This window comes from Nocardiopsis potens DSM 45234 (genome assembly GCF_000341105.1).
GTDB lineage: Bacteria > Actinomycetota > Actinomycetes > Streptosporangiales > Streptosporangiaceae > Nocardiopsis_A > Nocardiopsis_A potens.
The window spans coordinates 107,549-126,342 of the sequence record NZ_ANBB01000014.1 but is presented as its reverse complement, the minus strand read 5'-3'; the positions used below and the strand labels follow the sequence as shown (position 1 = coordinate 126,342).

Annotated in this window: 16 protein-coding genes; 7 read left to right on the top strand and 9 right to left on the bottom strand. The window is 75.4% G+C overall.

What is annotated here, in order from left to right; genetic code table 11:
- Positions 1–87: 87 nt before the first annotated feature.
- Positions 88–753, bottom strand: coding sequence for a pyridoxamine 5'-phosphate oxidase (gene pdxH / locus D459_RS0105740; RefSeq protein WP_017592041.1), 666 nt, complete (start codon positions 751–753; stop codon positions 88–90).
- A gap of 116 nt (positions 754–869) precedes the next feature.
- On the opposite strand from pdxH, the gene D459_RS0105735 reads away from it, so the two are divergent.
- The 4 genes from D459_RS0105735 (at position 870) to D459_RS0105720 (ending at position 5,248) form a co-directional block, all read left to right on the top strand.
- Positions 870–1,982, top strand: a complete 1,113-nt coding sequence (locus D459_RS0105735; protein ID WP_017592040.1) for a citrate synthase 2 — start codon at positions 870–872, stop codon at positions 1,980–1,982.
- A gap of 189 nt (positions 1,983–2,171) precedes the next feature.
- Complete coding sequence (gene serC, locus D459_RS0105730; protein WP_017592039.1) at positions 2,172–3,302, top strand: phosphoserine transaminase; 1,131 nt, start codon at positions 2,172–2,174, stop codon at positions 3,300–3,302.
- Between the two features lie 129 nt (positions 3,303–3,431).
- Positions 3,432–4,427, top strand: coding sequence for a glycerophosphodiester phosphodiesterase family protein (locus D459_RS0105725; protein ID WP_017592038.1), 996 nt, complete (start codon positions 3,432–3,434; stop codon positions 4,425–4,427).
- Between the two features lie 215 nt (positions 4,428–4,642).
- Positions 4,643–5,248, top strand: coding sequence for a Uma2 family endonuclease (locus tag D459_RS0105720; protein ID WP_017592037.1), 606 nt, complete (start codon positions 4,643–4,645; stop codon positions 5,246–5,248).
- A 22-nt stretch (positions 5,249–5,270) separates the two neighbouring features.
- On the opposite strand, the gene D459_RS0105715 is transcribed toward D459_RS0105720, so the two are convergent.
- Positions 5,271–6,317: an SdiA-regulated/phytase-like domain-containing protein gene (locus D459_RS0105715; RefSeq protein WP_017592036.1), complete on the bottom strand. Its 1,047-nt coding sequence runs from the start codon at positions 6,315–6,317 to the stop codon at positions 5,271–5,273.
- A gap of 123 nt (positions 6,318–6,440) precedes the next feature.
- Here D459_RS0105715 and D459_RS0105710 point away from each other — a divergent pair, with 123 nt between their 5' ends.
- Positions 6,441–7,175 carry a 3-keto-5-aminohexanoate cleavage protein gene (locus D459_RS0105710; protein WP_017592035.1) on the top strand — a complete coding sequence of 245 codons (735 nt, stop codon included), beginning with the start codon at positions 6,441–6,443 and terminating at the stop codon, positions 7,173–7,175.
- Positions 7,176–7,523: 348 nt separating this feature from the next.
- Here D459_RS0105710 and thpR read toward each other — a convergent pair whose 3' ends face one another.
- From thpR to D459_RS0105685, 4 genes are all read right to left on the bottom strand, one after another.
- Positions 7,524–8,081, bottom strand: coding sequence for an RNA 2',3'-cyclic phosphodiesterase (thpR, locus tag D459_RS0105700; RefSeq protein WP_017592033.1), 558 nt, complete (start codon positions 8,079–8,081; stop codon positions 7,524–7,526).
- Positions 8,082–8,220: 139 nt separating this feature from the next.
- The gene (locus tag D459_RS0105695) at positions 8,221–9,492 is read right to left on the bottom strand and encodes an MFS transporter (RefSeq protein ID WP_017592032.1); all 1,272 of its coding nucleotides are present in this window, start codon (positions 9,490–9,492) and stop codon (positions 8,221–8,223) included.
- A 212-nt stretch (positions 9,493–9,704) separates the two neighbouring features.
- Entirely contained in the window at positions 9,705–10,154 is a 450-nt protein-coding gene (locus D459_RS0105690; RefSeq protein WP_017592031.1) for a MarR family winged helix-turn-helix transcriptional regulator, read from the bottom strand.
- A 139-nt stretch (positions 10,155–10,293) separates the two neighbouring features.
- On the bottom strand, positions 10,294–11,784 hold the full coding sequence (locus D459_RS0105685) for an NCS2 family permease (RefSeq protein WP_017592030.1): 1,491 nt from the start codon (positions 11,782–11,784) through the stop codon (positions 10,294–10,296).
- A 181-nt stretch (positions 11,785–11,965) separates the two neighbouring features.
- Here D459_RS0105685 and D459_RS0105680 point away from each other — a divergent pair, with 181 nt between their 5' ends.
- Together D459_RS0105680 and D459_RS0105675 are read left to right on the top strand one after the other, a co-directional pair.
- A complete protein-coding gene (locus D459_RS0105680) occupies positions 11,966–12,265 on the top strand; it encodes a hypothetical protein (protein WP_017592029.1) in 300 nt (99 codons plus the stop codon).
- Between the two features lie 135 nt (positions 12,266–12,400).
- Complete coding sequence (locus D459_RS0105675; protein ID WP_017592028.1) at positions 12,401–13,888, top strand: N5-glutamine methyltransferase family protein; 1,488 nt, start codon at positions 12,401–12,403, stop codon at positions 13,886–13,888.
- A 19-nt stretch (positions 13,889–13,907) separates the two neighbouring features.
- Here D459_RS0105675 and D459_RS0105670 read toward each other — a convergent pair whose 3' ends face one another.
- The 3 genes from D459_RS0105670 to D459_RS0105660 all read right to left on the bottom strand — a co-directional run bounded on the left by D459_RS0105670 (position 13,908) and on the right by D459_RS0105660 (position 18,728).
- On the bottom strand, positions 13,908–17,000 hold the full coding sequence (locus D459_RS0105670) for a sacsin N-terminal ATP-binding-like domain-containing protein (protein ID WP_017592027.1): 3,093 nt from the start codon (positions 16,998–17,000) through the stop codon (positions 13,908–13,910).
- Between the two features lie 267 nt (positions 17,001–17,267).
- A complete protein-coding gene (locus tag D459_RS0105665; RefSeq protein ID WP_017592026.1) occupies positions 17,268–17,930 on the bottom strand; it encodes an AIM24 family protein in 663 nt (220 codons plus the stop codon).
- Positions 17,931–17,960: 30 nt separating this feature from the next.
- Positions 17,961–18,728 (bottom strand): DUF3027 domain-containing protein, encoded by a 768-nt coding sequence (locus D459_RS0105660; RefSeq protein ID WP_017592025.1) that lies wholly within the window; start codon positions 18,726–18,728, stop codon positions 17,961–17,963.
- Between the last annotated feature and the right edge of the window lie 66 nt (positions 18,729–18,794).

Here is an 18,794-nt window from a genome sequence, read left to right as displayed (position 1 = left end):
CTCCCGGCCCCGCCGGGCGCGCGGACCACCGGGTCAGGGGGCCGGCCGGTCGATCTCCCGGCCCCGCCGGGCGCGCGGACCACCGGGTCAGGGGGCCAGCCGGTCGATCTCCCAGCCCCCGTCGGGCGCGCCGGAGCCGGACGGCCGGTAGCGGAACCGGTCGTGCATCCGGTCGGTGCCGCCCTGCCAGAACTCCACCTCGGCGGGGACGATCCGGAACCCGCCCCAGTAGTCCGGGCGGGGCACCTCCGCCTCGCCCTCCCAGAACCGCTCCCAGTGCGCGTACCGCTCGTCCAGCAGGGACCGCTCGGCGACCGGGGAGGACTGGTGCTCGCTGGCCCAGGCGCCGATCTGCGAGCCGCGCGGGCGGGACCGGAAGTACCGGTCGTTCTCCGCGTCGCTCAGCGGCTCGGCGCGCCCGGCCACGATCACCTGGCGGCGCACCGCGTGCCAGGGGAAGAGCGCGGACGCGCGCGGCTCGGCGAGCAGCGCCCGGCCCTTGCGGGACCGGTAGTTGGTGAAGAACCTCAGGCCGCTCCGGTCGAATCCCTTGAGCAGCACGGTCCGGGAGCGCGGCGCCCCGTCCGGGTCCACGGTGCTCAGCACCATGGCGTTGGGCTCCGCCAGGCCCGCGGCGGCCGCCTCGTCGAACCAGGCGTCGAACAGGTCCAGCGGGTGGGCGGGCAGCCCGGCTCGGCGAAGTGGCGCGCCGGAATAGGGTTCCCGCAGCTCAGCAGGGTCAGAATGACTCACAAGGGTGCATCCTCACACGTCCTCGGAGGTTAGCGCCAGCCGCCGCGGGTGCGCTCGGCCGCACGGCCGGGCGGCCCGCCGCGGCGCCGACGTCACGACCTGCGGAGGGAGCCGTCATGCCGGAGTTCACTCCCGGACTCGAAGGAGTCACGGCCTTCCGGACCGAGATCGCCGAGCCCGACCGGGAGGGCGGTGCGCTGCGCTACCGGGGCGTGGACATCGAGGAGCTGGTCGGGAAGGTGGAGTACGGCAGGGTCTGGGGGCTGCTCGTCGACGGGGCGCTGGATCCGGGCCTTCCCACGGCCGACCCGGTGCCCGGCCCGGTGCGCACCGGCGACGTCCGGGTGGACGTGCAGGCCGGCATCGCCGCCTTCGCCCCGCGGATGGGCCTGAAGCCGCTGCTGGACGTGGACGGCGCCCAGGCCCGCGAGGACATCGCCCGGGTCTCGGCGACCGCGCTGGCGGTCATCGCCGCGGCGGCGCGCGCCGAGGCGGGCCGCACCGCGGTGCCCGAGGAGCGGGTGGCCGAGGGCCGCACCGCGGCGGAGCGGTTCATGGTCCGGCTGCGCGGCGAGCCGGACCCGGCGCACGTGCGGGCGGTCGACGCCTACTGGACCTCGGCGGCCGAGCACGGCATGAACGCCTCCACCTTCACCGCCCGGGTGATCGCCTCCACCGGTGCGGACGCCGCCGCGGCGCTGTCCGGCGCGGTGGGCGCGCTCTCCGGGCCGCTGCACGGCGGCGCCCCGGCCCGGGTGCTGCACATGCTGGACGAGACCGAGCGGCTGGGCGACGCGCGCGGCTACGTCACCGGGGTGCTGGACCGGGGCGAGCGGCTGATGGGCTTCGGCCACCGGGTGTACCGGGCCGAGGACCCGCGCGCCCGGGTGCTCCGCCGGGTCGCCCGCGAGCTGGGCGCGCCCCGCTACGAGGCGGCGGCCGCGCTGGAGGCCGCGGCCCTGGAGGAGCTGGAGGCCCGCAAGCCGGACCGGGTGCTGGCCACCAACGTGGAGTACTGGGCGGCGGTGCTGCTGGACTTCGCGGAGGTGCCCGCGGACCTGTTCACCCCGATGTTCACCGCGGCCCGCACAGCCGGGTGGTCGGCGCACGTGCTGGAGCAGAGGCTCACCGGCCGCCTGGTCCGCCCCAGCGCCGACTACACCGGCCCGGCCGAGCGCCCGCTGTCGGAGGTCCCCGGCGCCGGGGCGGCGCTCGCCCAGGGGGTCTGACCGCCGCCCCCCGGCGCCGCGGGGGCGCCCCGGGAAGGGGCCCGGAAGCGGTTCCGGAAGGGCGCCCGAGATTAACAGGAATTCACATTCGCCGACGGATCGTCACATTCGGCCGCGGGTCCTGCGGGGAATTCGAAAAGAGCGGAAAAGTCCCCCCTCACCTGCGGCGGCGCGGCGCCCGCCACTACCATGTCCGGGGTGAGCGACATTCAGATCCCCGCCGACCTGCTGCCCGCCGACGGCCGCTTCGGATGCGGCCCCTCCAAGGTCCGCCCCGAACAGCTGAAGGCCCTCGCCGACTCCGGTTCCGCCTACTTCGGGACCTCCCACCGCAAGAAGCCGGTCAAGTCCCTCGTGGGCCGGGTCCGCTCCGGCCTCGCCTCGCTTTTCCCGCTGCCCGAGGGGTACGAGGTGGTGCTCGGCAACGGCGGCACCACCGCCTTCTGGGACATCGCCGCGCACGGCCTGGTCCGGGAGAAGTCCCAGCACCTCGCCTTCGGCGAGTTCTCCGCCAAGTTCGCCAAGGTCGCCAAGGGCGCCCCGTGGCTGGCCGAGCCGACCGTGATCGAGACCGCCCCGGGCACGCACGGCGAGGCCCGCGCCGAGGACGGCGTGGACTCCTACGCGCTCACCCACAACGAGACCTCCACCGGCGTGGCGATGCCGATCCGCCGCCCGCAGGGCGCCGCGGACGACGCGCTGGTCCTGGTGGACGCCACCAGCGGCGCCGGCGGCCTGCCGGTGGACATCGCCGAGACCGACGTCTACTACTTCGCCCCGCAGAAGAGCTTCGCCGCCGACGGCGGGCTGTGGATCGCGGTCATGTCCCCGCGGGCGCTGGAGCGGGCCGCGGAGATCGCCGCCTCCGGCCGCTACGTGCCGGAGTTCTTCTCGCTGCCCACCGCGATCGACAACTCGCGCAAGGACCAGACCTACAACACCCCGGCCGTGGGCACCCTGCTGCTGCTCGCCGAGCAGATCGAGTGGATCAACGGGCAGGGCGGCCTGGACTGGGCGGTGCGGCGCACCGCCGAGTCCTCGCAGACCCTCTACACCTGGGCGGAGAAGTCGGCGTTCGCCACCCCGTTCGTGGCCGACCCGGCGCAGCGCTCCCAGGTCGTGGGCACCATCGACTTCGACGACGCGGTGGACGCCGCCGCCGTGGCCGCGGCGCTGCGCGCCAACGGCGTGGTGGACACCGAGCCCTACCGCAAGCTGGGCCGCAACCAGCTGCGCATCGGCCTGTTCCCGGCGATCGAGCCGGCCGACGTGCAGGCGCTCACCGCCTGCATCGACCACGTGGTCGGCAAGCTCTCCTGAGCGAGTTGGCTCCGGCGCCGCCGAGCGGATAGACATGGTGGCCGGCCCGGTCGCGGTACGGGCCGGCCACCAGGTCAGCGCGGGCCCGCACCGGGTCCGCCACGGGGTTCGCAAGGGCGGAGCAGGTACGTGCGCAGGAACAAGCGGGGCCACGCGATCACGGTCATCTCGCACCGGGGGGCGTCCGGGCACCGGCCCGAGCACACCCTGGCCTCCTACCGGCTGGGCGCCCGGTACGGCGGCGACTTCATCGAGACGGACCTGGTGGCCACCGCCGACGGCGTCCTGGTCGCCCGGCACGAGCCGGAGATCGGCGGCACCACCGACGTCGCCGGCCGCCCGGAGTTCGCCGACCGGCGCACCACGCGCACCATCGACGGCACCGAGCACACCGGGTGGTTCGCGCAGGACTTCACCCTGGCCGAGCTGAAGACGCTGCGCGCCACCGAGCGCATCCCGGACGTGCGGCCGGAGAACGCCTCCTACGACGGCGAGTACGAGATCCCCACCCTGGACGAGATCGTCGAGCTGGCCCGCGAGCTCACCGCGGAGCTGGGCCGCCCGATCGGCGTCTATCCGGAGACCAAGCACCCGGCCTACCACGAGGCGCAGGGCCTGGAGCTGGAGCCGCCGCTGATCGCGGCGCTGCGCGCCGCCGGTCTCGCCGGCCCGGAGCCGGAGGTCCCGGTCTTCCTGCAGTCCTTCGAGGCGGAGAGCCTGCGGAAGCTGGCCCCGCTGGAGGTCCCGCGGGTGCTGCTGCTGGACTCCGGCGAGACCCGGTTCACCACCCCGGAGGGGCTCACCGAGGCCGCGGAGTTCGCCCAGGCCATCGGCCCCGCCAAGGAGCTGGTGATCCCGCGCGCCGAGGACGGGACCCTGGCCGACCCCACCGGCCTGGTCGAGGCCGCGCACGGGGCCGGCCTGCTGGTGCACCCCTACACCTTCCGCAGCGAGAACCGCTTCCTCCCCGCCGACCTTCGCTCCGGCGACGACCCGGCCGGCTACGGCTCGTTCGCCGCCGAGTACGAGGCCTTCTTCGCCGCCGGCGTGGACGGCGTCTTCACCGACCACTCCCGCCACGCCTACCTGGCCCGCGAGATCTTCGAGGAGGCCCGGGGCGGCTGAGGGCGGCCGCACGGCTCCGCCCGGCCTGGAATTCCAGGCCGATAGGGGACACGGCGGCACGGCTTCCCTGTCCGCCGGGCGCAGGACCGGACCGACCTGAATCGACGGGAATCCGTACACCGCGCCCCGTATGCTCTTCAGAGAAAGGGCGGACAGGAGATCCTGCCCCTGGCCTAATCTCCTGCCCGGAGGTGAGCGGCGAAATGAGTCTCTTGATGGCCGAACCCGAGCCTGTTTCCGACCGGGACGACGCCCAGTTCGAGCTGCTGCTGCGCACCTGGCGAGAGCTGGACGTGCCCGACGGCTGGCGGGCCGAGATCATCGGTGGAGACATCAGGCTCATGGCGCCCCCGTCAGACCCGCACAACCTCATCGCGAACCGGATCCACAAGAGGCTCGCCGGGCATGTCCCTGATGAGTGGGGCGTTTACCAGACGCTCGGGGTGCACATCGGCAAGATCGACGATCTCTACGTGCCCGATGTGGTGGTCATGCCGGACGAGATCGTCTCGGACCCCGAGAAAACACCCAATCCCGCCGAAGAAGCCCGCCTCGTGGTCGAGATCGTCTCGAAGGGGAACGCGGAGAACGACCGGAAGAAGAAGCTCTGGGGCTACGCCCACGGAAAGGTCCCGCTCTACCTCCTCGTCGACCGCTGGTCCGCGGGAGGCCCCAGCGTGACGCTCTACGAGCAGCCCGAGGACGGGTTCTACCGCAGGCACTCGACCGTCCCCTTCGGTGAGAAGGTGTACCTGCCCGAGCCGATCGGCGCCGAGATCGACACCGAGCGCTTCCCCGGTCCCGACTGGGGGCTCGCCTGATTTTCCCACCCGCTGAGCCCGGTCAGGACCTGCGGACCAGCAGGACGATGCCGATGATGACCGCGGCGGCGACCCCGGCCCCGGTGAGGATGAGGGCGGTCGCGCTCGGGCCGGAGCCGGCCTGCTCCTCCCCCTCCTCGGCGGCGGAGGGGTCCGGGGACGGCGGCTGCTCCCCGGCGCCCTCGGCGATGTGGTCGGGGACCGGCACCCGCCACACCGGGCTCTCCGGGCCCTCGGTGCCGGCCAGTACCGCCGAGCCGTCCGCGGTGAAGGCGAGCGACTCGCCCTGGTCGGTCTCGGGCAGGCCGATCCGGCCCGCGCTGCGCCCGGGGACGCCGTCCGCGGCGTCGTAGAAGGTGGCGCCCCAGTAGGTGCGGACCGCGTAGTACGAGCCGTCCGGTGAGAACGAGGCGTCGGTGGCGTACAGCGGCGCGGAGTCGACCCGCTCCAGGGTGTTCTCCGCGTCCGGGTCGAGCTCCTCGGGGGCCGCGTAGACGCCGCCGGCGATCTCCTTGCTGATGATGTAGAGCCGGCCGTCCCGGGGATCGACCATCATCGCCTCGGCGTCCCGGCCGCCGTCGGCGTAGGTGAAGGTGAACGCCTCCGCCTCCACGGTGGCGTCGGCCAGGTCGGCCGGCTCGGTGAACCGGTAGACCCGCACGTTCGGCCAGCCGCCCTGGAAGTTGTCGCCGATGTCGCCGACGTAGACCGCCGGCTCTCCGGCCTCGTCGGTGCCGAGCGCGACGGCCTCCCAGTCGCGCAGCTCGACGCCGTCCCCGGAGAGGGTGACGGTGGCGAGGACGGTGCCGTCCCCGTCGACCGCGTAGACCTCCGGCGCGTGCTCCCCGCTGTCGTTGTGCGTCCAGTACACCCCCTCGTGCCGGGAGGAGGCGGCCAGGCCGCTGGACTCGGTGATCCTCGGGTCGGTGAGGCGGAACAGGATCTCGGAGCCCTCCGGGACGCTCCCGGTGCCGCTCGGCTCGGGGCTCGGTGCGGCCGACGCCGACGCCGGGGCCGCCGGCGCCAGGGCGAGCAGGACGGCGAGCGCGAGGGCGGCGGGCTTGGTCATGGCCGCCATCCTGCCATCAGCCCGGCCGCGCCGGGTCCGCGGGTGATTCGGGCCCCCGGGGCGGGCATGCTCTGCCGTACCGCGGGGCCGACGGCCCGGCCCCTCGGCAGAGAGGAGCCGGCGATGAGGATCACCGCCTGCCTGAACGGGGACCGCCGCCCCGGGGCGCACCCGGCGCTGCCGGTCTCGGCCGAGCAGGTGGCCCGGGACGCGGCCGCCGCGGTGGCCGCGGGCGCGGACGCGGTGCACGTCCACCCCCGCGCCGCGGACGGGTCCGAGGCGCTCGACCCGCAGGTGCTCACCCCGCTGCTGGAGCGGCTGCGCGCGGAGATCCCCGGGGTGCCGGTCAGCGTGACGACCGCGCTGAGCGCCCAGCCCGACCCCTGGCTCCGCTACGACCTGGTGCAGCGCTGGGGCGAGCTGCCGGACACGGCGACGGTGAACCTGCACGAGCCGGGCGCGGTGGAGGTGGCCCGGCTGCTGGTGGACCGCAGGGTGGGGGTGGAGGCCGGGCTGGAGTCGGCGGCCTCGGCGCGGCTGCTGGCCGCCACCGGGCTCGCGGCGGAGTTCACCGGGGTACTGGTGGAGCCGGCGCACGCCGCGATCGGCGCGGCCCTGGAGGAGGCGGCCGCGATCGACGCGGTGCTGGACCGGGCCGGGATCGGCCTGCCGAGGCAGATGCACGGGGTGGACGACACCGCCTGGCCGGTGCTGGAGGCGGCGGTGGCGGCCGGCCGCGACGTGCGGATCGGGCTGGAGGACACCCTGCGCACCGCGGCGGGCGAGGAGGCCGAGGGCAACGCGGCGCTGGTGGCGGAGGTGGCCCGGCTGGTCAGCTCAGCAGAGAGCCGACGATGACGATCAGCATGATGACCGCGAGCACGGTGGGCAGCAGCCAGCGCTGCTTGCGGTTGTTGGTGAGCATGCTCATGGGCCGACCTCGTTCGCGGCGGTGGACGTGGGGGCGGACGGCGGGGCGCGTCCTCCCTGCCCATTGTCGCCCCGCCCCGGACCGGCCGCGCCCCGGGGCACCGTGGCCTGCCTCTCCCCCGCCCGGAGCCGGGGCCGGGGTGCGGGCCCCGCACCGCCTTGTTGATCTTGGGGTGGCCCGCCGCTGTTACGGCGATGTTGAGCCCGGGGTTGTGGTGCGGGCGGGGTGGGGCTCGACGGGGTGGCGCTGCACCGGGGGCAGGTGTGGAACCCGGGTCAGTTCGGGCCCAGGGGCCAGGTGGCGATGGTGCGGTAGCGGTCCTCGTCCGCGCCGGGGCGGCTCTCGATCAGGTGGACCTCTCCGACGTGCCAGAACGGGGTGGCCAGGCCGTCCAGTGCGGTGCGGGCGCCGGTGAGGTCGGCCGGGATGCGGCTGCGGGCCAGGGTGAGGTGCGGGACGTAGGGGCGGCGCTCGGCGCGCTCGCCGCAGCGGCGGGCGGTCCGGCGCAGCCCGGCGGCGATCCGGCCGAGCGCCGCCGTCCCGCCCTCCACCCCGGCCCAGAGCACCACCGCGCGGGCGTCGTCGCCGGGGAAGGTGCCGGCGCCGCGCACCGCGATGCGCGGCCCGCCGTGCCGGGCGGCCTCGTCGGCGAACGCCTCCTCCAGGCGGGGGCGCCTCCGCTCGTCGACCTCGCCCAGGAAGTGCACGGTGATGTGCCAGTCCCGGCGCCCGGACCAGCGCAGGCCGTCGCCCTTGCGGCGCACGCCGTCCACCGCGGCCTGCACCTGGTCGAGCACCTCCTCGGGCGGGTCGACCGCGATGAACAGCCGCACTCCGCACCACCTCCGCTCCCGCGGGCCGGGCCGGCCCGGCACCGGTGTCCGTGCCGCCAGCCTGCCAGCCCCCGCCGCGGAGGGGAAGGCGGTGCGGCGGCGGTGCGGCGGCAGGACGGGCCGCCGCACCGCCGCCGGGTCAGGCCGCACCCTCCGCGGCGGCGGTGCGGGCCCGCTCCACGGTCAGGAACGGGCGGGTGCGCGGGGTCAGCCGGATCCGGGCGCCCAGCCGGCGGGCGAGCAGCGCGGTGACGGCGAGGGTGACCGCGATGGTCACCGCGCCGCCGGTGGCGAGGCTGACCCGGGGGCCGAAGGCGTCCGCGAGCACGCCGACGATCGGCGCGCCGATCGGGGCCATGCCGAGGAAGACCAGCATGTACAGGCTCATCACCCGGCCGCGGAGCTGCGGGTCCACGCTGAGCTGGAAGAAGGCGTTCTGGGTCGCGGTGAAGGTGAGGAAGGCGATGCCCATCGGCACCAGCAGCAGGGTGAAGGAGGCGAACCCGGGGGCGAAGGCGGAGGCGAACTCGACCGCGCCGAAGGCGAGCGCCCCGATCAGCACGGTGCGCAGCCGGGGTCTGTCCCGGCGGGCGGAGAGCAGCGCTCCGGCCAGCGCGCCGACGGCCAGCGCCGCGGCGGCGACGCCGAACGCGGCCGCGCCCGCGGTGAACACGTTGTTGGTCATCAGCGCGATCTGGTTCTGCACGTTGGAGCCGAACATCTGCAGGAACCCGGTCATGACCAGCAGGAGCAGCAGGTCGGGGCGGCCGGCGACGTAGCGCAGGCCCTCCATCGTCTGGCCCTTGGCGCGCGGGGCGGGCTCGGTGGGCTGCAGCTCGCCGGGGCGCATCAGCCACAGCCCGGTGAGCACCGCGAGGAAGGAGAAGGCGTTGATGAGGAAGACCGGGCCGCTGCCCACCGCGGCGATGAGCAGGCCGGCGACGGCGGGGCCGACCACCCGGCCCAGCTGGAAGCTGGCGCTGTTCAGCGCGATCGCGTTGGGCAGGTCGCGGCGGCCGACCATCTCCACCACGAAGGTCTGCCGGGCCGGGTTGTCCAGCACGGTGACCAGGCCGAGGCCGAAGGCGAACAGGTAGACGTGCCAGACCTCGGCGTGCCCGGCGGTGGCCAGCACGCCGAGGCCGAGGGCGAGCACGCCCATCACGGCCTGGGTGGCGATGAGCAGCCGCCGCTTGTTCGCGCGGTCGACGATGGTGCCGCCCCACAGGCCGAGCAGCAGCATGGGCAGGAACTGCAGGGCGGTGGTGACGCCCAGGGCGATGCCGCTGCCGCCGCTGATCTGGAGGACCAGCCAGTCCTGGGCGACCCGCTGCATCCAGGTGCCGGTGTTGGAGACGACCTGGCCGGCGGCGAACAGGCGGTAGTTGCGGATGGCCAGGGAGCGGAACATCGCCGGACCCCGGCGGGGCCGCTCGGCTTCGCCGGCCCCCTCGGCGTCCGCCGCGCCGCCGCCTCCCGACGCCCCGCCGTCCGCCGCGCCGGTCCGCTCCGCCGCGCCGGTCCGCTCCGGGGCGGCGGGGGCCGAGTCGTGCGGGGCCTCCGTCTCCGGTGCGGCCGCGGGCGGTGCGTCGGCGACCTGGTCGGCGGGGTCGGGCGGGGCGGTTAAGACTGGCTCAGCCGATCCAGGATCTCCGCCGCCTCCCTCAGCACCGCCTTCTCCTGCGGGCTCAGCTCGGCCAGCCTCCGGGCCAGCCACGCCTCCCGCCGGTGCTGGTCCTCCCGGACCAGGGTGCGGCCCGCCTCGGTCAGGTCCACCAGCTGCTGCCGCCGGTCCTGCGGGTGCGGTGTGCGGGTGACCAGGCCGCGCTCTTCCAGCGCGGTGATGATCCTGGTCATCGAGGGGGGCTGCACCTTCTCGTGGTCGGCCAGGGCTCGCGGGGTCATCTGGCCGTGGCGGGCGAGGGCGAACAGGACGGCCCCCTGCCCCAGGGAGAGCGACGCGTCGGGGCGCTGCGCCCTGAGCCGCCGGGCGAGCCTGCCCACGGCCACGCGGAGCACCGCCGCCAGTCCGGCGTCGGTTCGGGTCTGCGGGGTGAGGTCTGGATTCTTCATTAGCACGACTCATTACCCTTGCTAACAAACGGCGGCACCCCGCCATTCCCCGCCGCGGCGGGGACGAGCCGCGCTGCGGTACGGCGGTGCCCTGCCCGCCCGGAGGGGCGGACAGGGCACTCTATCCGGGTTCGCGCCCTCAGCCTGCGAAAAGCGCCTTGAGCGGCTCCAGCGCGAAGAAGACCAGGAACGCCGCGGAGACGATCCACATCAGCGGGTGCACCTCGCGGGGGCGGCCCTGGACCGCCTTGATCAACGCGTAGGCGATGAAGCCGAAGCCGATGCCGTTGGCGATGGAGTAGGTGAACGGCATGGTGGCGATGGTGATGAACGCCGGGACGCCCAGCGACAGGTCGCTGAAGTCGATCTTGGTCACCTGGGTCATCATCATGAAGCCGACGATGATCAGCACCGGGGTGGCGGCCTCGAACGGCACGATCTCCACCAGCGGCGCGAACAGCGTCGCCACCAGGAACAGCAGGCCGGTGACGATCGGCGCGATGCCGGTCCGTGCGCCTTCGGCGACGCCCGCCGACGACTCGGCGAAGACGGTGTTCACCGAGGCCGAGGCGGCGCCGCCGGCCATGGTGCCGACCGCGTCGACGACCAGGACCTCGCGGCTGTTGTCCAGGTTGCCGTCGGAGTCGAGCATCTTGCCCTGCTCGGCCACGCCGACCATGGTCCCCATGGTGTCGAAGAAGTCGGCCAGCAGCAGGGTGAAGATCAGCAGGACGACGGCGATGACGCCGATGTTGGCGAAGCTGCCGAACAGGTTGAACTGGCCGACCAGCCCGAAGTCGGGCACCGCCACCACGTCGCCCGGGGAGGACGGCAGCGTCGGCACGGTCAGCGACCAGCCGGTCGGATTGGGCTCGCCGTCGGCGCCGACCGACGGGCCGACCTTCGCGAACGCCTCCACCGCGATCGCGGCCGCGGTGGCGGCGACCATGCCGATCAGCATCGCGCCCTTCACCTTGCGCACGATCAGCGCGATGGTCAGCGCCAGGCCGAGCACGAACACCAGGATCGGCCAGCCGTCCAGGTGGCCGGAGCCGAGCTGGACCGGGACCGTGCTGCCCGCCGCGTCCGGGACCCGCCGGATGAAGCCGGCGTTCACGAACCCGACGAAGGCGAGGAACATGCCCACGCCGACCGCGATCGCGCTCTTCAGCCCGGCCGGCACCGCGCGGAACACCGCGTTGCGGAACCCGGTGAGCACCAGGACCATCAGCACGATGCCCTCCAGGACCACCAGGCCCATGGCGTCGGCCCAGGTCATCTCGGGGGCCAGGGTGTAGGCGACGATCACGTTGATGCCCATGCCGGCCGCCACCGCGAACGGGTAGCGGCTGACCACGCCCATCAGGATCGAGATGACCCCGCCGACCAGGGCGGTGGTCGCCGCCACCCGGGCGATGCCCAGCTCGTCGCCGTTGGCGTCCGGCGCCGTCCCGATGATCAGCGGGTTGAGCACGATGATGTAGGCCATCGCGAAGAAGGTCACGAGGCCGCCGCGGATCTCCCGGGCGAAGTTCGATCCGCGCGCGGTGACGCGGAAGTAGGCGTCGATCCGGCCGCGCAGGCCGGCGGGCGCCGCGGGGGCGGAGGTGGACTGTGGCGTTGCGTTCACTCGGCTGACCCTGACATGTGCGAATTAAGGGACGAGACCAGGTTAGTTGCATATTCGTACAAACCCGGACATGTTTCCCGTCTCACCACTTGGAGGAAGCTACAAACGAAGGGCCCGCCGGCGCCCGCAGCGGGGCGCGCGGCCCCGGCCGCACCGCACCGCGCTGAAGTAGCCTGGGGGCGTGCGCACACCCCGACGCCCCGACCCCGAGGTCCTGGAGTTCGACTACCGCGTCCCCACCGCCCTGGGCACCCTGGGCTGGGCCGTGGCGCTGGTGGCCGTCCTGGTCTGGGGCGACGGCCTCGACCCCGACCAGCAGTGGCGGGTCGCGGTGTGCGCCACCGGGATGGTGCTCGGCGTCTTCGCCTTCTTCTACATCCCCCGCCTGCTGGACAAGCGGGCCCGCGCCGAGGCCGAGCGCGCCGCCGAGCGCACCGCGGCCGACGGCGAGCCGGACCCCGGCGAGCGGCCCTCCTCCTGATGGTCGTGGCGTTGCGGGGGCGGCAGAGCGCTCTGCCGCCCCCGCAACGCCACGACCATCGCCCGGGACCGGGCGGGCCGCGGCCTGCCTCGGCGGATGAGCCGAACCGGGCGGGTTCTCCGTGATAATGGGCCCGTGTCTGAAACGCTCCGCCCCTTCCCGCGACGGCTGGCCGAACGGCTCCGCCGGATCCTGATCGACGCCGACTACACCGTCGCCGGCGTGCGCGACCGCCTGGGCGGGACCGCCGCCCGCGCCCTGGCCCGGGAGCAGCTGGTGCCCGCGCTGCGCGCGACCGGCGGCGAGGAGGGCCTGGGGCGGCTGCTCCGGCTGTGGTGGCTGCAGGAGCCGATCGAGGAGAAGGCCGCCCGCGCACTGCTGCCCGTCGACGAGCTGGCCGCCGAGGGGCTGCTCGCGGTGGACGGCCGCGGCGTCCGCGCCCTGGTGCACCTGGGCCCCTGGGAGCTGGACGGCGGCGAGCCCGGCTACGTGGTCAGCGACCTCACCGTCCGGCCCGGCCAGGGCGTGCCCCGGCCCGACCACGTGGTGGGCGCGGGCGGCGCGTCCGCCACCCTGTCCCGGCTCATCGTGGACGGCCCGGTCGAGCGCGCGCTGGACCTGGGCACCGGCTGCGGCGTGCAGGCCCTGCACCTGTCCGGCCGCGCCGCCGAGGTGTGCGCGACCGACGTCAACCCGCGCGCGCTGCGCTTCGCCGAGATCAGCGCCGCGCTCTCCGGGGCGGGCAACGTGGCGGTGCGCCGCGGCTCGCTGTACGAGCCGGTGGCCGGCGAGCGGTTCGACCTGATCGTGTCCAACCCGCCGTTCGTGATCACCCCCGGGACCGCGAACTTCACCTACCGCGAGTCCGACCTGCCCGGCGACGCGGTCGTCGCCGAGCTGGTCCGCGAGGCCCCGCGGCACCTCACCGACGGCGGCTGGTGCCAGCTCCTCGGCAACTGGCTGCACGTCGACGGCGAGGACTGGCGGGACCGGGTCGGCGAGTGGGTGGCCGGCGCGGGCTGCTCCGGCTGGGTGGTCCAGCGCGACGTCCAGGACCCCGCCGAGTACGTCGAGCTGTGGCTGCGCGACTCCTGCGAGCAGGGCGGCCCCGAGTACACCCGCCGGTACGACGCCTGGCTGGAGTACTTCGAGCGGGAGGGCGTGGAGGGCATCGGCTTCGGCTGGATCTGCCTGCGCAACGACGCCGCCCAGGACGCCGCGGTCCGGGTCGAGGAGCTCCGGCACGAGATCGACCAGCCGGTCGGCGGCTACCTCCCCGACGTGGTCGACGGCGCGATGACCGCGCACCGGCTCACCGACGCGGCGCTGCTCTCCGCGCACGTGGCGCTGGCCCCGGGCGTCGTCGAGGAGCGGATCGGCGCCCCCGGCGCGCCGGACCCGCAGCGCATCGTGCTCCGCCAGGAGAACGGCCTGCGCCGCGCCGCCCAGGTCGGCACCGTGGAGGCCGCGCTGGCCGGGGTCTGCGACGGCACCATGCCGGTCGGCCCGCTGCTCGACGCCATCGCCCAGCTCACCGAGGAGGACCCGGCCGAACTCCGCCGCCGCCTCCCCGACGTGCTCCGCTCCCTGATCGCCGAGGGCTTCTTCCGCGTCGCCCGCTGACCCCCTTCTGCGCTGGGCGTCACTCCAGGTCGGCCTCGGCCAGCAGGAACGGGGCGCGGTCCGGGTCGGTGAGGACGCGGGCGACGAGGTGGCGGCGGTGCCAGGCGCCGGCCTTCCAGCACAGGGCGCGGGCCAGGCCCTCGGGGCCGGTGGCGTGCGGCACGCCCTCCGCGAGGCGCCACTCCAGGCCGACGCCGCCGGCCTCGATCGACTCGTGGTGCACGTAGGTCAGCGCGTCGGTGTCGATGAAGTGCCGGACCTCGTCGGGGACCCGGCGGACGTCGCCGGGGGCGGTGACCGGCGCCGGGATCTCCTCGCCGGCCAGCGGCAGGTCGAGGACGTCGGCCAGCGCGGCGGCCAGCCCGGCGGGCGGGAGCAGCACCGGGCGGTCGGCCAGCAGCGGCAGCAGGTCGGGGGCGTCCACCACCAGGGCGTCCTCGGCGTCGGCGACGACGATCGCGCCGCCCTGCACCGCGCGCACCCGCTCCGGCGGCTCCACCCGGTCCGGGTCGGCCCCGGCCAGCGCGGTCCACAGCCGGTGCAGCGCCCGGTGGCCGATCCGGCGCTCCGGGTCGGCCAGCCGGTCCAGCAGGTCGTCCGGCCCGTCCGGGTCGGCGAGCAGGTCCTCCAGGGCGCCGCGGACGCCGATCGCGCGGGCCAGGGCCGCGTCGACGCCCTTCGGCGCGGGCTCGTACAGCCCGTGCAGCACCGGGTCGGCGTCGGGCAGCCGCAGCTCGCCCGGGGCCGCCCCGCCGAGCAGCGCCCCGGTCCGCAGCCACCAGGCGGTGTAGGACGGGACGTCCGCCGAGCGGCCGCCCTCCAGCAGCACCCGGGCCGGGTCGGTGACCGCGGCGCGGGTCCCGGCCCCGGCCAGCAGCTCCAGCGCCCGGGGCCAGCGGTCCTCCCGGACGAACTCCAGGTCGGCCACTGCCACCAGCTCGGGGACGGTCGGCGGCAGGTCGGGGTCGCCGAGCCGGGCGGCGACCTCCTCGGCCCACTCCTCCAGGCCGTCCAGCGGGAGGTCGTCCAGGACCTCCTCCAGGGCCTCGCCCAGCGTCACGTCCTCGGCGCGGACCACGGTGAAGCCGTCCAGCACGCCGACCGCGGCGAGCAACCGGGCCCCGTACCGCTCCACCAGGTCGCCCGCGACCAGCCCGAACGGGGCGTCGTCGGTGAACACCTCGCGCAGCGGGCTCTCCGGCAGCAGCAGCTCGCCGGCGACCGAGTAGCCGTCCTCGTCGTCGCGGAGCGCCAGCTCGGCCAGCCAGGGCAGGTCCGCGGTGGACGCACCGGAGGCCGCGGCCAGGGCGAGCACCGGGGCGGCGATCGCGTCCGGGTCCTCGGCGTCCAGCGACCCCTGGACCGCCGCCCGGGTCTGCGCGTCGGAGAGCACCGCGAACGGCCCGGCCTCCACCGCGCCCAGCCGGACCAGCAGCGGGTCGGCCGCGTCCGGGTGCACGATGCGCAGGCCGAGCGGGGCCGGCGCGCGCGGGTCCGGCAGCGCCTCGAAGACGCCGGGCCCGGGGATGAGCAGGGAGCGCGGGCCGCGCACCGTCCTGCCGTCGGCCAGCGGCACCGGCAGCGCGCCGAGCTCGTCGGCGTCGGCCCCGGCGGCGACCGCGCCGCGCAGCGCCGCGTACAGCCGCGCCCACCAGGCCGGCTCCCGGTCCAGTTCGGCGAGGAGGTCGGCCAGCTCGGCCGGGCCGATCCGGCGCACCCGGAGCCGGGCCAGGCCGGGGTGGGCGGGGTCGGCGTCGCCGGGCAGCGCGGCCGGGACCGCGCCGGCGAGCGCCTCCGCGACCTCGGGGCCGCCCTCCACCAGCACCGCGTCGCGCGGGCTGACCGGTTCGCCGCCCGCGGTGCGCAGGAACGGGGCGTCCTGCAGCGGTTCGCCGGCCAGCGCGCGGAACCGGCCGTCGAACTCGCCGCCGCCCAGCACCGGCTGCGGGACCAGGTCGAGCGCCGCATGCGGCGCCAGCCGGCAGAGCAGCTCGGCGTAGGCCTCGGCGGCCTCGGCGAGCAGCGCGTCGGCCGCGGGGCCGGGGGCGACCCCGCGGCGGTCCGGGGTGAGCGGGAACGAGGCGATGAGCAGCGCGGGCAGGTCCAGCGGGGTGTCGGAGGGGGTGGGGGCGTGCAGCACCCGGGGGACGCCCGGCGGCAGGCCGGGGCGCCCTTCGGCGTCGAGGGCGGTCGCCCAGGTCAGCGTCCAGTCCGGCCGGTCCCGCTCCTCCACCGGCCGGTCGGCCAGCTGCCCGGGGGCGAAGCGGCCGGTGCGGGTGAGGGTGCGCCAGTGCGTGCCGCTCGGCCCGTCCGGGCCGTCCGCGCTGATCAGCACGTCCTCCGCCCCGGGCAGGTCGGGGTCGGTGGAGGGCCGGTCGGCGCGGGTGAGCACCCGCTCCCCGCCGGGGGCCTCGATCCGCACCTCGGTCAGCGCGGGCAGCGCCAGCAGCAGCGCCGGGCCGGTCTGGGCGAGCAGCCGGGCGACGGTGGCGCGGGCCTCGGCGTCGCGGAGCAGCAGGGTGACGGCGGTGTCGTAGCCGTCCGGGACCTCCGGGGCGGCCTCGGCGGGGAACGGGAGCCGGAGCAGCGGGAGGGCGCCGCCCCGGCGGTGCAGCTCCTCGGCGAGGCCGGGGTCGGCCCGGCCGGTGTCCAGCAGCTCGGCGCCGATCTCGGCGCGGGCGGCCTCGGCGCTCCACCGCACCGCGCCGTCCCGGGAGGCGGCGGTGACGTCGTCGGAGAGCGCGGCCACCGAGGCGAAGCCGACGCCGAACCGGCCGACCGGGGCCGCGCCGTCCCCGCCGCGCTTGGCCGAGGCGCGCAGGGTGGACATCGACTCCACGCCCTCCGCGGTGAGCGGGGCGCCGGTGTTGGCGGCGGTGAACGCGCCGCCGTCCAGGCGGAGCAGCAGCCGGCCGGGGACCCCGGCGCGCAGCGCGGCGTCCGCGGCGTTCTGGGCCAGCTCGACGACGGCGCGGTCGCGGTACCCGCCGAGGGCGTGGTCCTCTTCGGCGTTGGCGTCCTCCCGGAACCGGGAGGGCGACGCGGACCAGCCGTCGAGCACGCGCCGCCGCAGCCCGGCGGTGCCGTACGGATCGGCGGTTCGGGCGTCCATGGGGTCTCCTCCCGGATCGGTGCGGGACTACGGTACGCGACGGAGGAGGGGGCGCCGAGCGGGTTCCCCGCCGCGTCGCATCCCCGATTCGGCCGACCCCGTCGCCCCCGGCACCGCCGCTCTCCCCCCGCACCCGAACCCCGCCCCCACCTCGTTGAGCCCAGAGCCCCGGCCCCGCGCCCGCCTCGTCGTGGCCCGCGATGAGGCGGGCGCGACCGGACCGGGCGGGTATGGGGCCGGGCGGAGCGCAGCGGCCCGGTCGGCGGGTCAGCCCTGGGCGGGCTGCGGCGGCGGGCCCTCGGAGGCCTGCACCAGGACGAAGCCATCGCCCTCGAAGGCGATCTGGAACGCCTCGCCGCTGCCCCGGCCGATCAGCGCGCCGGCCTTGGCGGTGCGGCGCACCCCGGTGCGCAGCGAGGTGGACCAGGCGACGACGGACTGGGTGTCGGCGTAGGTGGGCTGGTCGACGCCGATCAGCACCGGGGCGCCCAGGCAGGCCACGGCGATCCGGCCGCGCCCGGTGAACACGGTGTTGAACAGGCCGCCCGCGGCCATCCCGGCGCCCTCCACCCGGGAGATGTCCCAGTCCAGGCCGGACTCGAAGGCCAGCACGTTCTCCGCGTTGACCGTGATCGAGTCGTCCTCCAGGTCGACCAGGTGCACGTCCCAGGCGTCCCGGGCGAGGAACACGTCGCCGGCCCCGGAGACCGTCATCAGCGACAGCCCCTCACCGGTGAACGCCTTCTTCAGGAACCGCTTCACCCCGGAGCCCTTGTAGGCGAAGTCGACCTGCCCCTGGTAGGCGACCATCGACCCCTGCCGGGCGTGGAACTCGCCGCCCTCCAGGCGGACCCGGAGCATCTTGCGGTTCTGCAGGGACATGCCCGGCCGGTCGTTCTCCGCGGCCTCGTCGAAAAGGCTGCTGCGCATGCGGCTCCCTCCGGGCGGGCCCCCGCCCGGTCAGCCCTCGGAGGAGACCAGCTCCAGCTCGGTCGTATCGTCGAAAACGATGTGATCGTAGCCCAGCTCGTCCACCACGGGCTCGGAGGCCCGCTCGGCGCGGACCGGCTCGCGGACCGCCTCGGAGTGGGCGCCGCAGCCGTGGTCGAAGGAGACGACCTTGCCGTCGTCGGGTGCGAACTCGTTGGTGCACACACCGAACATGCGCCGGAAGCCGCCGGCCATGAGCGTCATGAAACCGCAGGTGGCGCAGCGCCCGGGGGCGGCGGCCGCGATCGGGCTGCGCGGCCCGGCCTCGCCGTTGTACCAGCGCTCGGCGGCGGACTCGCGCCCCGCCTCGGAGAGCACCCGCTTGCGGCCCAGGCCCAGCTCCCAGATCATCTGCCGGTCCTCGCCCTCCTCTTCCAGGGCGTCCTCGGAGACCTGGCCGAACCCGGGCTCCAGCCGCTCGTCGTCGGGCGCGGCGGGCAGCAGGTCGCCGACGCCGACGTCGCCGGGGCGCAGGCGCTCCTTCCACGGCACCCAGTCCGGCGCCAGCAGCGCCTCCTTGCCGGGGAGCATCACGGCCTCGTTGACCGTCACGACCTTGGCGCGGGATGCGCGCACCACGGTCACGGCATAGCGCCAGCCGGTGTAGGCCGGGTCCAGGCACGCGAACAGGTGCGTCACCACCCGGTCGCCTTCGACGTAGGCGGAGAGGTGTTCACCGACCCACTCCGGACGCGCGATCTCGACGGCGGCCTCGCGGGCGAGGTCGACCGCTTCCATGCTGGCCTTGTCAGGTGCGGGGGTACGACGGCTACGGCTCACATCATCCATTTTCGCTGATCGCCG